Raw genomic sequence first — 15,232 nt, 5'->3', positions numbered from 1 at the left:
CATCTTCACAATGATACCCTACCTACGTTTCTACTCTCTGCCACCTTCTCAATAGAACTTATAGGACTTATGTTGAAAGATAAATCATTATCACAATTTTCTTCATCGCTATCAAGTCCACTATCAACGCTTAAAGATCTGAGTAATGTTGTCTTCTCTCTCAGTGGAACATAAGACTCATTATCAACGCTTGAAGATTTGGATAACCTTTTCTTCTGTCGTGGAGCATTACCAGACTCATTAGAAATTTCTCCCGTTAATTGATTGTTGAAGCTCCTTTGTTCATCAGCACGAATTTTTTCTTCCAGTCCATCAAGCATTCCTACCAATTCATCACCCCATTCATTTTCTTCTTCTAATAATTGTTTACACTTTTCTTTCTCACGCTCTAGCTCGTTTCTTAACTCTTCGACTTTATCTTCATCTTTAGTGAGTTCAAGTGTAAGCACCTTATCTCCTGGAAATTCCTCGTACTCGTTTTCTAGTTCTTCAATGTTGAGTTTTAGTCTCTCTTCTCCAAGTGTATCTTGTAAATCGCTATCCTGCCTATCTGATTCTTTAATCTTTTGCCCAATTTCTACTTGTACCTTATATTCCTGATCTAATTCTCTTAGCTGATCTTTCAAGCGCTCTTTCTGCTGGCGTCGTTCAACCATTATCTGTTCCGCATCTTCTCGTGCTTGATTTAGCTCTTTTTCCAAATTCTTCTTTCCTGCATTAACAATTTTCAGCTCTTCCTTTAGCTTTCTTTTTTCTTCATATACACCTTTAAGTTCTTGTGCTTTCCCTTGTAGCTCTTTTAACACACCTGCTAATTCTTCATTTTTTTGTGCCAGTTCAGTTTGCAATTCCGTGTTTTTTTGCTCCTCTTTTTCAAACCTGTCTTGTAAATCGCTATTCTGCTTCTCTAACTTTACAATTGTTTGATTAGCTTCTGCTTAGGTTGTTTCTAGTTTCTCCTGTAGTCGCTGATTTTCTTGTATTAATTCATGGTGCTTTTTATTTATCACTTGCAACCCTGCTTCTATTTCTTGCTTCAATTCAACAGCTTCTTTTTTCAAATTTGACATTTCTTGCTTCAATTCAACGTTTTTTTCGGACAGCATCTGATTATTTAAAATCAATTCATCCATTTGTTGTGAAGCAAATTCTGTCTGAGTTCCGGTGTGCTGTAAATTGACTTCCGTTTTAGTTTCGATTTGTTGTGAAGCAACTTCTGTTTGAGTTTCAGTGTGTTGTAAATTGACTTCCGTTTGAGTTGATGCATTGCTATTAATAGAAGGAGGAAGGCTATTGTCAGCATCAACTTTAGGGTCTAATTCCCCCTCTGGTTCCTTGCGATAGGCCACTATAGATTCATTTTGAAAATTGTTATTAGCAGTAGGCACAACATCAGCAGCCTTACCCTTTTCTAGTACAGCATCATATAAGGAGAGACTTTGAATATATAATTCATCATTTTGCTTTATCAATTCTAAGATCTCCTCCGATGAAACAAAATCTTCACCATTAAATTTTAGTACTTCAGTTATGCGACCGCTACTCACATTCATAATCATGGTACAAATTGAAACATTCCCGAACTCATCCTTTATAGGCCAAGTGCTTGTCATTTCATAACATGTGCCTTCTTTAAATTCATAATATCTTTTCTTATCTTCTTGATAAGCGTATATTTCATGTTTTTTATTGCAATAGATATTCAATTTTTTAATATCTTTCTCTTGCTGTAAAATGTCACTAATTCTTGTTGGCTCACTTTTATTGTAATTAATAAGGTTAACATTCAAAACTCTATGAGCATTATCAGTTTCTGTGTAATAAGCTTGAAGCTCTACGTCTTTCCTCTCAAAATATTTACTTGCAGTTTTTTTTCCCTGCTCTGCCAACTCTATGCATTTATCTATATCTTCCTTAAAGCTCTTATTAGCAGACTCTGTTACTGCTTTATCTATGTACGTTTGTTTAAAATCTCTATCGTTTATTAGGTCATAAAAACTCCACCCATCCCCAAAAGCCCCCTGCACGTAAGTGAAATTCTTTTTTTCCTTTAGTTCTCTTAAGAACCACACCTTTTCTTTCAGATTTTTCAGTTGAAAGCTTACCCTTGCCTTTACACTAGAGTTTTTGGCAGGAATACTAACTTCTTCTAATTCTTTAAGTAATTTGTTATTTTTTATAATTGAGGAACAAAACTTTACAATAGCAGAATTTGCAAACGAAGGATCTTTTTTTATATCTTCATCAATAATTTCTTTAAAACGTGCAAATTGAGGTAGAACATAAAAATTGATTATTTCTTTTTCTGATCTTGTTTTATTAGCATAAGAGATATCACCTAATTGTGAATATAACTCTTTTAATGTATAGTAGATAAGCGTAGAGCAATAAACCTCCCTATTCAGTGAAGTTGGTCCAATACACTTTTCAAGTTGATCACCTGTTTTTCCTGCCTCTGCTGTTTTTTCTTCTTTAGCCAAACTTCCAATCATAATACACCTCCTTAACTATATTTATATTATACCAATTAACATATATTAAAAGAAATCAAACTGTATAACCTCGTCCTACACTAACTTTTATGATTACTTAATTGTGTAAAAATAACTGCAAGTGTTAAACTTGAGCTTTTATTTTTCATTATACATTTCTTACTACATGTTTATACTGCTGTCTTGCATAATAGACTATTCGAAGTTACACAAGTATTTTTTTTATTAGATAAGAGTTAGTAAGAGCCTGTTCATAATTTTTTCAGAAGTAAGGCAGTGAAAGCCAGAACTACCATTTGTAGGCTAGTATTGAGTTTTCGCTCACAATTTTTCCACAATCTTCTACATTTTTCTAACCAAGCAAAAGATCGCTCCACAACCCATCTTTTGGGCAATACAACAAAGGAACGTAATTCATTTCTTTTGATCACTTCAACGGTTGCACCAATAATCGTTTTTATTTGAGTTACAAAATTCTTTCCAGTATAGCCTGCATCAACCAGTACATTTTTAACTCCCGAGAGGTTTTCTTTTGCATTTTCGACCATTCTCACAGCACTGCTACGGTCAGTTATCTCTGCTGTTGTTGTATAAATTGCATGCTTGCGTATCTACTGCAATACGGCCCTGAAATCTTCTTGCCTGCATCATAGCTTCAGCAGTATCTGCATTTTTTATACTCTGTGCATCAATTATGCAGAAGCTTTTCCGACCATTGTTTTGTCGCAATTATTTTTTTTTAATACCAGCTCCAGAACACTTTCTTTATTTGCATCTGGTTTTTCACTCCACTTCTTAAAATAGTCGTAACAATTGCGCCATTTTGGGAACTCTTTTGATACCATTCTCCACTGGCAACCACTTTTTAACACGTATAACACTCCACAAAATACATCATGTAAATCAAGTGTTCTTGGTTTTGTCTTCTTTCTGCAAGATTCCAGATCTGCTACAATAATCTCAAACTTTTCTCGACTTATGTCACTTGGTTATAAACTTCGCATATCCTACTTTATATACTTTATCCTCTCACTTTATCTCTTTTTTGAGATTACGTACAGGCTCTAAGATACAAAGACGTTTTCAGAAATCTTTAAGCTTAATAACATCCTCTCTCTTTGGACTAGTTGAGATTAGATGAATTGGTACACCTATTAATTTTTCTAACCTGTCTATATATTTTATTAAATTGATAGGCAATGCTTTAATCGACCTTTTACCTTGAGTGTTTTCTTTCCAGCCAGGAAACTCTTCATATATTGGCTCTAATTCCCCTTGTATTGAATGCGATGCGGGTAAATAATCATACATTTTTCCGCTATACTTGTAACCAGTGCATATTTTAATTGTATCAAAAGAATCAAGCACATCTAATTTGGTTAATACAATGCTTGAAACTCCAGAGAGTTGTACGGCCTGGCGCACTAAAACTGCATCGAACCATCCGCAACGCCTTCTCCTATTGCTCACTGTTCCAAGTTCCTTGCCTATAGTAAATAAGCTGTCCCCCACTTCGTTCTTTTGCTCAGTAGGGAATGGACCATTGCCCACTCTTGTTGTATAAGCTTTTACCACACCAATAATGTAAGCATTGGAGGATAATCCTGAGCCTGTTATTGCTTGCGATGCTACGGTATTACTTGAAGTAACAAAAGGGTAAGTTCCGTGGTCGATATCTAAAAATGCGCCTTGGGCACCTTCAAATATTATTTTCTTACCTTCTTTCATCAAGTCATTTAATATCTTCCATACAGGTTTTTTATATGGAAGAATTTTTTCTGAAATTTCTTGAATTTCCTTTAATATTTCTTCTTTTTTAACCACCTGGTAGTTAAGGCCTTTTCTGATAGCATTGTGGTAATTCAGAAGAGTATCCACTCTTTTGTTGAGCTCATCTGCGTTTTCTAAGTCACAAAGGCGTATAGCTCTCCTGCCAACTTTATCTTCATAACATGGCCCTATCCCTTTGTTTGTTGTACCAATTTTGTGATTTCCGTTTAAATCTTCAAATAGCTTTTCCTTGTCCTTATGTACGCTAAGTATTAATGGACAGCTCTCGGATACCATCAAGTTGTTATAGTTTATGTCCACTCCTTTAACTTTCAATGACTCTATTTCTGAAACTAGAGCATGCGAATCAAGAGCAACACCGTTTCCTATAATAGATATTTTGCCTGGCCTCAAAACAGCAGAGGGCAGTAAATTTAATTTATAAACCTCATCATCTACTACTATAGTGTGCCCTGCATTATTTCCTCCCTGAAATCTCACAACTACATCTGCATTCTCAGAAAGATAATCTACTATTTTACCCTTGCCTTCGTCACCCCATTGCAGACCAATAATTACAATGTTATTCATCATTATTTTCTAAATTAATACATAAATATTAATACAGTACGCTACAAATGAAAAGAGAAATCTACGCCTTTCCTACACCCCTTAAATAAAGAAATATACTGTCGATTTTCTTAATATATTACCAAATTATTCATCATTATATGATATAACTTACAGCATATTTACAGTAAGGTGTTATTTATGAAAGAGACAAAAGGAAAAAATAATAAGAGTCCAGTAGTTAGATTAAAGGCCACAGCTAAAGAGTTCAATTTTAGTAAATTAAGAGCAGATCAAGATAATAAATTAGCGAATTCCGGTGAAACAATGTTCTTAGATTTTCAAAGGATGAATTTTATTATTAACGGAAAAGAAATAGATAAAAATCTTATTATTGCATTTAAGGAAGGAGCTAAGCACCGCAAAAGCGAACTTTTTAATAGTGATGATATATATAATGACGAAATATTTAACAAAAAAGGAACAAGAGAAATAGATACGGATCATGGCAAAGCTTTTGTTGCTTCAGTACTCGAAGATATTGAGAAAGAGCTTGTAAGTAATGCATTGGGTGAGCTATGGAAAAATCACTGTGAAAATTCCAAAACTGCCAATCATCAAAAAACCGATTCATATAAGAAAGAATTTGAAGAATTTTACAATGCTGGCCAAAGGTATATCCATCTATTACCAACAGAGAAAGATGAAAACAAGGATTACCGTTCCTTTGCAAAAGAAGTTTTCAAAAAAATGTTCAGATACGCTGGGGCAGAAGTTCCAAGTGATGCTATTTTAGAAGAGCTAGTTACCAATTGTAATCAAGCAGGGTATGAGGCTGCTCCATTTATACAAACCCAACTTGCACTTGGACAGTCGTTCATAGTAGAAAATCCTAAAAAAGTAATAAACATTGATTGTGCTAACCAAAATAATGTGAGAATTAGATCTGATATGAGGCTACCAATACTCTCTGTTAAAAATCAAGTTATGCATGGCGATAAGATATGTAATCTGTCTAGTTCATTGGAATTTACAATTGAATCTCACAATGGTGAAGACTTTGTAACATACAGAGATGGTAAATTGTCACTTACTATTCCTAAAGAGTTAAAAAATTATAAAGATAATGGCAAGAGCTTGTTTGACATTATTAAAGAATATTTTCAGAAATTCTGTGCAAAATTAGGATTTAAACCTGAGACAAAAATACAAATAGAGCATGGCTTCGGTGCTCAAAGTAACTATTTAGATGGTACAATATCAACCACAGGATCAGATGCAAATGAAGAATTTATCAATCTTTTAAGCGAAAATCTCAGAGAGAGGTTATTGGGGTCAGGAGTTGCTCTAGAAGATGAAGATGTTGATGATATTGTTGAAGTCAGAGTATCTACCGTTATAGATCTATTGAGTGATTATGCTAAATTGGAAGATAATAAAGAACACAGAGAGTTATTAATAAGTAAAGTAGCAGATAATTTAGGACTTTCCACTCAAGATAAAACAGCACCAGAAGTATTGATGGAATTAGGCTCTTTACCTTCTTTGATAAAAGGTCAGGTTAATCATAATCAAGTGCAGTCTGTTGTAAATACTTTTATTAAGTTAATTATTGAAGGGAAAAGCGAAGTATACAAAAAAGGAGGTGCAATTGATGCAATTCATAAGGAGATAGATAAGGCAATTGTTGAGCAAGAAAAAAAAGCAACCAACAAACAAGATATAGAAAATGATAAATGGACAGATAGAATCAAAAAACAGAATTATTCTGCGGAATCACATGAACATTTACCTTAAAGATATTAGTAGGCTCTTTAAATATTTTAGAGTTCATGGTTGCAACGGTTGCTATTTTACAGCGCACCTCATCGTAAAAACTACGTGCCGTTGCATCATATGTTTCAAGAACGTTGGTAAAATGTTCAAGTTGATCTCGATTCAATACCTGATCTATTCTAGTTAGTTGGTCATTGCTGCTTTTAAAATTAGTTAGATCACATAACATAGCACGTTCTTCAGTTTCAGCAGGCAAGTATTTAAAGTGACCAAAGATATTTTGCCTAATTTTCTCTAGCATATTTACCTGTATACTTACAAAGCTACCTAATACCGCATACTGATTTCTCTCTTTATCTTATATAAATTAATTAAGTAAAGTGAATACAGTATCCACACTACTAAAAAAAATGTGGCACAAAACATAAACATTGCAACCAGTGGCAACAGCAGGGAACTTTCTATTGCTATTCCACCTTTTCTCAAAATGCTTGCTGGCTGATGGAGAGTGGACCATAAATTCACGGAAAATTTTACTATAGGAATATTTATAGCACTAAAGATGGCAAATACTGCTGCTGATTTTTCTGCCCTCGCTTCATTATCAAAAGCGCTCCACAATGAAAGGTAGCCAACATATAGGAAAAGTAAAATCAGCATTGAAGTAAGTCTTGCATCCCATACCCACCAAGTGCCCCAGGTTCCTTTTCCCCAGATGCTGCCTGTGATTAAACATATTGCCGAAAAGATTGTCCCTGCAGGAGCAGCAGCATGTGCCAAGACACTAGCAACGCTATTGTTCCATACCAATGAAATGAAACTGAGTGATGCAATTAATCCATATATTCCAAGAGCAAGCCATGCAGAAGGCACATGAATGTACATGATTCGTACAATTTCTCCTTGTTTATAATCTTCTGGAGAGAAGAATAACGCCAAAGACATTCCAATTAAAAAACATGCGAAACAAATAACCCCAAGCCAAGGTAGAGCTTTCTTAGAAAAATAAGAGAAATTTGTAGGCTTTAATAAAAACATTCGTTTTGAGAATAATTGTGTTAAGAATTTACCAATTAGTTTGAGTTTTATCAACAGGATAGTTTTTCTATATTTACGTAGGTCAACAAATTAGCATAATTTCAGTAGCAGATTGCTAGCTATTATTTTTAGTATATGACCCTTAAAAAGCTTAATCTACACTTAGTATCAGATTCAAGTGGTGAAACTGTTATATCAGTTGCAAAATCAGCTCTGAAACACTTTCGTTCTATAGAAACGATCGAATATGTTTGGTCTTTTGTGAAAAAAGAGGAGCAGATTGACAAAATTCTGGAGGAAATTAATAGGAAAAGTGATGAGCATAATTTTGTTATATGCACTATTACTGATGATGAGCTAAGAAAATATTTAAAAGATAACTGTATAAAGTTGAAAATTCCCTATAGAGCAATATTATCACATATTATTAGAGAAATTTCGTCCTATCTTGAAATTGAAAAAGACGAAAAGCTTGACTTGCATACTGAGATAAATAACGAATATTTTCAGCGCATTGAGGCAATAAACTACACTATTAATCATGATGATGGACAAAATATTCAAGATATTGATAAAGCAGATATAATTTTGGTTGGAGTTTCACGTACATCAAAATCTCCCACCAGTACGTATTTAGCTTACCGAGGCTATAAAGTTGCAAATATTCCTTTTGTTAGTGGAGTACCCTTTTATGTTGACTTGGCAAAATTAAAAAATAAACTAACGATAGGGGTAACAATAGACGTAAGTAGGCTAATAGAAATACGCAAAAATAGACTTACTTCAATTAACAACGAAGATAATAATATATATGCTAACCCTGAGAAAGTAGAAAAGGAAATTAAAGAAGCAGAGGAGCTCTTTAAACAGAATAACTGGCCAATTATCGATGTCACGCAAAAGTCGATCGAAGAAGTATCAGCAACAATTATACAATATTTTAATAAAATGTTATCAATTGACTAACTCTTGATAAGTGATTATAATGTAAAGTAATTTAATTCTTACTATAGATATGAAAGTCAAAGGGTCGCTAAAATCTCATCGTAACAGAGATAAAAATTGTAAAGTTGTGAAAAGGGGTGGTAAGATTTACATTATAAATAAGGTAAAGCCAAGGTGTAAAGCGCGTCAAGGTTCTTAGCTTTTTGTTCACCTTTTCATGTTATATATTTTTTATATGTGAAAGTACGGTGCTTATATCTAAAAAGAAGCAAAAGTTACTGTGTTTAAGCGCAGCCTTACTCATTTCTTCCCTTACATTATATTTCAGCATTAGCACAATTACAGGTAAACGTGGCTTATTGACGTTAATCGATTTAAAAAAAGAAATCGAGTACAATAAACTTTTGCTAAAGGATGTCTCTTCTGAAAAGGAAAAGTTGGACAACAAAGTATTTGGCTTATATGAAAAAAGCTTAGATTTAGATCTGCTTGATGAGCAAGCAAAAAATGCTTTAGGTTATGTGAACCCTAATGAACTTATGGTTGTTCTTGACGTGAAATAGCAGTAGAGATCTCCCTACGTCATACCGCCGCGGCGCTAACACGTAGCGGGATGACGGTTTTTCAAATTGTCGGTAAATCTAAGTCAGTTTAGCTATATTGTCTCTCACACCGCTTAGCTGAACAGACAATGGCGTCAACTTAAGGAAAAATGTCAGCGATAGTGTATAAAATTTCTCTCTAAAATTTTTACCATTAAATTACCCAAAAGCTGCATGACCTTACCCAGAAAAAGTGGAGAGAAAGAAAGGAGTTTTTTCGGGTAAAATAAAATTTTGGAGGATTAGAAATGGTAAGAGAATATACAGCAGAATTCAAATTGGAAGCTGTTAAACTGGCAAATGAACAAAGAAAGGCAGGTCAAACAATTACAAAAATAGCAAAGGATTTAGGAATAAAGGGTGGTTTATTAGGAAAATGGATAAAGAAACACAACGAAAAAAAGTCGGCAGCAGATGCATTTCCAGGTAGAGGTAACATGGCTCCTTACGACAAAGAGAGGTTTGATTTACAAAGCAAGAGTAACAAGGGAAAGAGACATTTAAAAAAAAGCCCTGGCCAGTCAAAAAGAGTAAAATATTTTTTTATAAAAGAGCATAGTAACTGCTATAAAGTACAGGAATTATATAGGATTTTCTGCTAGTGGCTACTATAAGTGGACCACAAGAAAAATAAGCAGTAGAGAATCAGCAAATAAAGAGCTACTCGCAGCTATTCAAAAAATATATCAAGTTTCTAAATGTAGATATGGAGCTCCTAAAATTCATGCTGAATTGAAGGCTTTGGGTAAAAGTTGCAATTTGAAAACGGTGCAAAGTATTATGCAGAAAAATGACATCAGGGCTATACTGAGAAGAAAGTTTAAAATTAAAAAACAACAAACAGATAATAGAGCTGTAGCTCCCAATATACTAGATCAAAACTTTATTGTTGATCAACCAAATAAAGTATGGGATTACTTACATCAAAACCAAGGAGGGATGGCTATATTTGGCAGCAATAATTCTCACGTATGGTAGTTAATGAGTAGTGCAATAAATAAACAATTGGTTATGAACTCTTTATTAATGGCCATTAATAGGCGTAAACCTGTTAAAAATCTACTGCTGCACAGTGACCAAGGTTCACAATATACTGCGCAAGGGTATCAATATCTCTTAGCTGTAAAGAATATAGATGAGTAATAAAGGCTGTTGTTACGACAATTCTGTTGCAGAAAGCTTCTTTAGCTCATTGAAAAGAGAAATACTTATTGATACTTCACAACACTCTGCTCAACAAACTAGAACTGCAATATTTGAATACATAGAAATTTTTTATAACAAACAACGTCACTATTAACTATTGCATTCCAGAACAATTTGATGCATCATTCTTTTTGTAAAAAACATTCCACACTTTCTCTCCACTTTTTCTGGGTAAGGTCAAAGGATCTTATGTCTTAAACCTTATCACCAGGCTTAACAAATAGGTGGCCCAATACTATTAACTTTATGGGTTTATCTTCGTTATTTGCTACTATCCAAACCCCATCGCTCTCATGATCAACAATTTCTATTGGTGCAAATACTACATAATTATTGTCATCAACAATCTTTATTCCAAGAGCACCCTCGTCACTTAAGCTCAGGGCTGAAGAAGGAATTTTATATGCAAATCTTTCGCCTGAAGGTAGTCTTACGTTGGCAGTTAATCCCTGCAAGGATATCATTTTATTATTAGTTACCTTTACCTCTACCCTATAAGACCCAGTTTTAGGCTCAGCAATTTTACTAATAAAACTTACTTCACCTGCCAATTCTTTTCCGTCCAGTAAATTAATTTGAGCTGTGCTGCCTAGCTCTATTTTACTTACTTCATTTTCCGAAACGTATAACACCACAAGAATTTGATCGAAATTAACCACGTCAGCTATTTTTTGCCCAGCATTAACAAAATCCCCTTCGTTTGCATTGATTTTATCAATATAACCATCTATAGGAGATGTGACTGCAGTATTTTCTAAATCCAATTCTAGCCTTTTTAGGTCAGCTTTTGCACTTTGTAACGCAGTAAAAAGCTGCTTCTACTTGTATTTGTGCCCCATAGCCTTTTTTATTCAGTTTGTGAGAGGAATCATACTCAATTTCACGCTGCTTTAATAAAGCTTTGGCTTTCTGAGCTTGCTCAATCCTGTCATAATCTTCTATCTTTAACACTACATCATCTCTTTTTACCTTTTCACCATCAGGTAAATAAATAGCAATAATCTTACCACTTATTTTTGAGACAAGGCTAGCTCTATGTAAGGGATTTACTGTACCAGAAAAATTTAAATATATAGTGCGGTTTTGCGGCGCACATTCTTGAGTTTTTACTGAAAAGCTACTAGTTGCATTATCGCTATGAACCGCCTGATCTTTTTTTAAAAATGCACTGCTGATAAAAAACAGTAGAATAAAAGCAATACTGGAAATGATGATTACTTTGTTTCTCACCTTTAAACAATAGAATTTGTTGACCAATCTTGTTAGAAACAACTGCATAAATTTTCGAATCAGAAATGTAAGTATAATACATGTACCATTGTCACTCCATAAATAGTTTTATATGAGAACAAACACAAGATTTTCCTACAATAAGTAAGTTTTTTATTGCTAAAATGCAATTTTTAATCGAATAAAAATGTAAAATTGCAAACAAAGTTGTGCATAAGACTGGATTTAAAAAAATCTTGAAAAATATACTAAAACTTTTAAATAATAACTTTATATCTAGTGGCTTTGCCTTCTCCAAGACGCTGTAAGTATTTCATCCCTAGCAGTTTCTTTGTAATTGCCTCTACTGTTCTTGGAGGAAATCCTAGAGCTTCTATAGCATCTTTTCTACTAAATTCTTTATCTGCAAGGCTAAGTGCCCATTCCCAGAAGAACAATTGTTTTCTTGATAATAAATATTCAGTATTCTCCCTCTCAAGAATATAATGCGCCTCATTTGCTTGCGTTTTGAGTACATTAAGAAAAAATATTAACCACGGGGAAATATCTTCTTTGCCACTTTTCCAGCTACTTTGTGTTTTATTAAGCGCTAAGTAGTAATCAAGTTTGTTAGTTTCAATTATCTTTTCATGTGATACAATAGATACAAAATCATAACCCTGCTGCAACAGCATTAAATTAGTCATCAATCTACTAGTTCTGCCATTTCCATCTTGAAAAGGGTGTATTGCCAGATACTCAAAAACAAAGTTAGCAACAATAATAAGAGGATGCTTAAATTTATTATTTAAGGACCAGTGATACCAATCAATAAGCTCTTGTACTTCCTTTCTAACAAGGTAAGGTGGTGTGGGATCAAAAATTATACCAACAACTTTTCCATTCTGATCTTTTGCCTCAACTCTATTAGAACTTGCTTTGTATTTTCCTCTATGATACAAATCTTTTTCACTATAAAGTAGCATCTGGTTGTTAATGTGCAATATTGATGACTCACTAATTGGAATATCCGTATAATCATGAAATATTAGTGTAAGCATTTCTAAGTAGCCAGCAATTTCTTGCTCATCTCTATTTTTAAATTTTTTGACACGTAGGTTTTTATATAGATCCTCAACTTCTTTATCGGTTAGACGATTTCCTTCAATACGGTTAGAAGCGCCAGAAGATGTAACAATAACTGAATGAGTTAATCTTTCAATTGTTTGTGGTAGTAGTTTTTTCGTTATCTGCCAGCTATTTTTAACACTATCAACTGCAGTAATTAACTCGTACACTTGTTCAATTACAGGCCCTTCTAGGTTGAGACGTGTACTAAGACGAAAATTCTTCCAGTTCATATTCTTCTCACATGCATATTATGTGAGATAATGTGAGATAATGTGATAAAAGTCAATAGTAAGCTTTATATGCATAGCAGAGCTAACTACAAAAATTATACATTTTCAAGTGATCCTAACCATATCAAAAACTACAGGGCAAAGCTGTTGGAGGAAGGCTTAATTAGTTAAAAATTTCAATCTTATGTAAAATATTGTCTTATTTTGTAATTTTCTTGTTGACTAACGAGACGATATCTACTTTTCAATAAACTCCATTTGCATTTCTTGTATACTACTTTCTATTTGCTCTATTTGTTCTATTAACCTTTCTTCTAAGTCAAGATTACCGCTCAGCCTCGCTTCGGTTCTTTCTTTTCGTAATGCATTTAATTCTTTTAGTAACACTATATTATTCCACACAATTTCTGCAGATTTTCTCTCGTTCAGTTGGCTATTTAGTACACTAGTTTTTTCAAATACATACTTTATAACGTTAAACTGTTTCAATTCTTGTAACAAAGCCTCTTTATCGAGTTTGCTTTTGTTACTTATTACATCAATTACACGCTGTTGTAATCTTTTCATCTCATTAGTAAATTCAAAATGAGAAAATTGCTCAAAAAATATAGGACGGTTCAAAATTTCAGGAAATTCTACGGCTATACGCAAAATTACGGCCTGATTTTGCTCTGCTTCAATTAGCTCTGGAGATTTGTTATGAAGATACTCACCTTTTGTTGCTCCAGTTTTACTATTAAAAATCTGTTTTTTGAAGCTACTTCTTAGTTCACTAGCCTTATTGTAAAAATAATCTCTGTAATACCTTCTAATACTGCTGTTGCTAATAGTATTTACATATTCCATGAACTTGTGCTCAAGAATTGAATATTTTTCCGGAGCAAGTTTTTCATAATTTTGCAAATTGCTATCGATTATGTGATGCCATAAATATTCAGAATGCAGTTTTGTTGAATGGTCAAGAGCAGTCAACACGTCTTCTTTCTTGTATGCCAGTTCGTTACATATATCGTATGGATCTTTATTACTTGGCAAAGTCACAAACTTTAACGTGTATCCAGGCTCTAATATTGGCAGAGCAAGTTCTGCAACTCGAGTAGCAGCATGACGTCCAGCACTATCGCCATCCATACAGATGGAGATTTCTTTAGCAAATCTCCATAGATTTTTTATCTGCTCTGCAGAAATTGCGGTACCAAGCGGAGCAACTGCATTACTAATTCCTGCTTGATGTAGCGCTATAGCGTCCATATATCCTTCAACAACGAGTATGTGCTGTTTTTTACGTATTTCGCTTAAAGCAAAGTTTAATCCGTATAAATTCTCCCTCTTCTTAAAGAGCTGACTCTCTGGACTGTTTAAATATTTCGGCTGTTGCTCAGAACTTAGCACACGTCCGCCAAAACCAATAACTCTCCCTGCAATGCTCTGTATAGGAAATATCAGCCGGTCATAAAAATAATCATGAAAATTTTTGTTTACTAATCCAATATCAATCAAAATTCTGTCTTCAATACCTGAAGAGTTTAAATACTCTTTCAAACCAGAGCTTGGTGCATAACCTATCTTAAATTTATCTATGATTTTAGGTGAAATCTTACGCTGCTTTAAATAATCTACAACACCTTGATTTTTTTGTGCAAACCAATTTGCAGCTAAATCAAGCGCTAAAAATAGTTTATTGTCCTCTTTTGTAATACTAAGATTTTTGGGCAGTTCAACACCTGTAACCGATGCTAATTTTTCCAATGCTTCTTTAAAGCTTAATCCTTCAGTTTGTGAAATAAATTCAAATGCATCACCACTAGCCAAGCAACCAAAACAGTAATATAACCCCTTAGTATTGCTCACCGAAAAAGATGGGGTTTTTTCGTTATGAAATGGACAGAGCCCAACAAAACTATCTCCTCTTTTTATTAATCTGACTTTTTTACCTACTATGTCGGATAATAATAATTTTGATTTTATAATATCTATATGATCCATCTTGTTAAATTAGTAGTAGGATAAAAATTATATAGAATTTATACACATCTGACTCGAAATTTATTTCTATAACTAAAGCAATTTAGATTTACCGACAATGTAGCTATACAAATTCAAGAGCAATCCTGTCATCCAGGTAGCCCACAGAAACAAAAAACTTCCTTGACAAACCTCGCCAGCGCCCTTATCATGAAACTGAAGCTATTTATTTATCTTCTCTGTACAGATTAAATGACAAAAAAACTCAACGTATCTGGCGTCTCATGTTTAATTTTTT

Annotated in this window: 9 protein-coding genes and 4 pseudogenes; 5 read left to right on the top strand and 8 right to left on the bottom strand. The window is 33.7% G+C overall.

All coding sequences use genetic code 11. The features are described 5' to 3' along the window. Positions 1–5: 5 nt before the first annotated feature. The 3 genes and pseudogenes from WHA_RS07510 to WHA_RS02700 form a co-directional block, all read right to left on the bottom strand. Positions 6–2,492, bottom strand: a pseudogene (locus WHA_RS07510) (hypothetical protein). Between the two features lie 251 nt (positions 2,493–2,743). Beyond that, positions 2,744–3,472 (bottom strand): annotated as a pseudogene (locus tag WHA_RS06380) (IS5 family transposase). 103 nt (positions 3,473–3,575) lie between these two features. Further along, complete coding sequence (locus WHA_RS02700; protein WP_015589105.1) at positions 3,576–4,853, bottom strand: adenylosuccinate synthase; 1,278 nt, start codon at positions 4,851–4,853, stop codon at positions 3,576–3,578. Between the two features lie 180 nt (positions 4,854–5,033). Between WHA_RS02700 and WHA_RS02695 the strand changes: the two genes are divergently transcribed. After that, positions 5,034–6,629, top strand: coding sequence for a hypothetical protein (locus WHA_RS02695; RefSeq protein WP_015589104.1), 1,596 nt, complete (start codon positions 5,034–5,036; stop codon positions 6,627–6,629). Here WHA_RS02695 and WHA_RS02690 read toward each other — a convergent pair. Both WHA_RS02690 and ccmC read right to left on the bottom strand, forming a co-directional pair. Beyond that, complete coding sequence (locus tag WHA_RS02690; RefSeq protein ID WP_015589103.1) at positions 6,583–6,909, bottom strand: hypothetical protein; 327 nt, start codon at positions 6,907–6,909, stop codon at positions 6,583–6,585. The genes WHA_RS02695 and WHA_RS02690 overlap by 47 nt on opposite strands. A gap of 26 nt (positions 6,910–6,935) precedes the next feature. Further along, a complete protein-coding gene (ccmC, locus tag WHA_RS02685) occupies positions 6,936–7,646 on the bottom strand; it encodes a heme ABC transporter permease CcmC (RefSeq protein WP_015589102.1) in 711 nt (236 codons plus the stop codon). Between the two features lie 135 nt (positions 7,647–7,781). Here ccmC and WHA_RS02680 point away from each other — a divergent pair, with 135 nt between their 5' ends. From WHA_RS02680 to WHA_RS07505, 4 genes and pseudogenes are all read left to right on the top strand, one after another. Beyond that, positions 7,782–8,612 (top strand): pyruvate, water dikinase regulatory protein, encoded by an 831-nt coding sequence (locus WHA_RS02680; protein WP_015589101.1) that lies wholly within the window; start codon positions 7,782–7,784, stop codon positions 8,610–8,612. A gap of 49 nt (positions 8,613–8,661) precedes the next feature. After that, positions 8,662–8,790 carry a type B 50S ribosomal protein L36 gene (gene ykgO / locus WHA_RS02675; RefSeq protein ID WP_006279631.1) on the top strand — a complete coding sequence of 43 codons (129 nt, stop codon included), beginning with the start codon at positions 8,662–8,664 and terminating at the stop codon, positions 8,788–8,790. A 49-nt stretch (positions 8,791–8,839) separates the two neighbouring features. Further along, positions 8,840–9,154, top strand: coding sequence for an FtsB family cell division protein (locus WHA_RS02670; RefSeq protein ID WP_015589100.1), 315 nt, complete (start codon positions 8,840–8,842; stop codon positions 9,152–9,154). A gap of 287 nt (positions 9,155–9,441) precedes the next feature. After that, positions 9,442–10,536, top strand: a pseudogene (locus WHA_RS07505) (IS3 family transposase). 57 nt (positions 10,537–10,593) lie between these two features. Here the strand turns inward: WHA_RS07505 and WHA_RS07285 are convergent. The 3 genes and pseudogenes from WHA_RS07285 to dnaG form a co-directional block, all read right to left on the bottom strand. After that, positions 10,594–11,677, bottom strand: a pseudogene (locus tag WHA_RS07285) (efflux RND transporter periplasmic adaptor subunit). A 209-nt stretch (positions 11,678–11,886) separates the two neighbouring features. After that, entirely contained in the window at positions 11,887–12,969 is a 1,083-nt protein-coding gene (locus WHA_RS02650; protein WP_006280480.1) for a Fic family protein, read from the bottom strand. Positions 12,970–13,206: 237 nt separating this feature from the next. After that, entirely contained in the window at positions 13,207–14,955 is a 1,749-nt protein-coding gene (dnaG, locus tag WHA_RS02645; RefSeq protein ID WP_015589099.1) for a DNA primase, read from the bottom strand. Between the last annotated feature and the right edge of the window lie 277 nt (positions 14,956–15,232).

It is taken from the genome of Wolbachia endosymbiont of Drosophila simulans wHa, assembly GCF_000376605.1.
Taxonomy (GTDB): domain Bacteria; phylum Pseudomonadota; class Alphaproteobacteria; order Rickettsiales; family Anaplasmataceae; genus Wolbachia; species Wolbachia pipientis.
Note: the sequence above shows the minus strand (reverse complement) of the source record. Positions and strands in the feature narration are given on the sequence as shown.

Bases quoted from the DNA above. Each gene is read 5' to 3' on its own strand.
- WHA_RS02700 (WP_015589105.1), bottom strand. From the start codon at position 4,853: ATGAATAACATTGTAATTATTGGTCTGCAATGGGGTGACGAAGGCAAG.
- WHA_RS02680 (WP_015589101.1), top strand. From the start codon at position 7,782: ATGACCCTTAAAAAGCTTAATCTACACTTAGTATCAGATTCAAGTGGT.
- WHA_RS02650 (WP_006280480.1), bottom strand. From the start codon at position 12,969: ATGAACTGGAAGAATTTTCGTCTTAGTACACGTCTCAACCTAGAAGGG.
- WHA_RS02695 (WP_015589104.1), top strand. From the start codon at position 5,034: ATGAAAGAGACAAAAGGAAAAAATAATAAGAGTCCAGTAGTTAGATTA.
- ykgO (WP_006279631.1), top strand. From the start codon at position 8,662: ATGAAAGTCAAAGGGTCGCTAAAATCTCATCGTAACAGAGATAAAAAT.
- WHA_RS02690 (WP_015589103.1), bottom strand. From the start codon at position 6,909: ATGCTAGAGAAAATTAGGCAAAATATCTTTGGTCACTTTAAATACTTG.
- ccmC (WP_015589102.1), bottom strand. From the start codon at position 7,646: ATGTTTTTATTAAAGCCTACAAATTTCTCTTATTTTTCTAAGAAAGCT.
- dnaG (WP_015589099.1), bottom strand. From the start codon at position 14,955: ATGGATCATATAGATATTATAAAATCAAAATTATTATTATCCGACATA.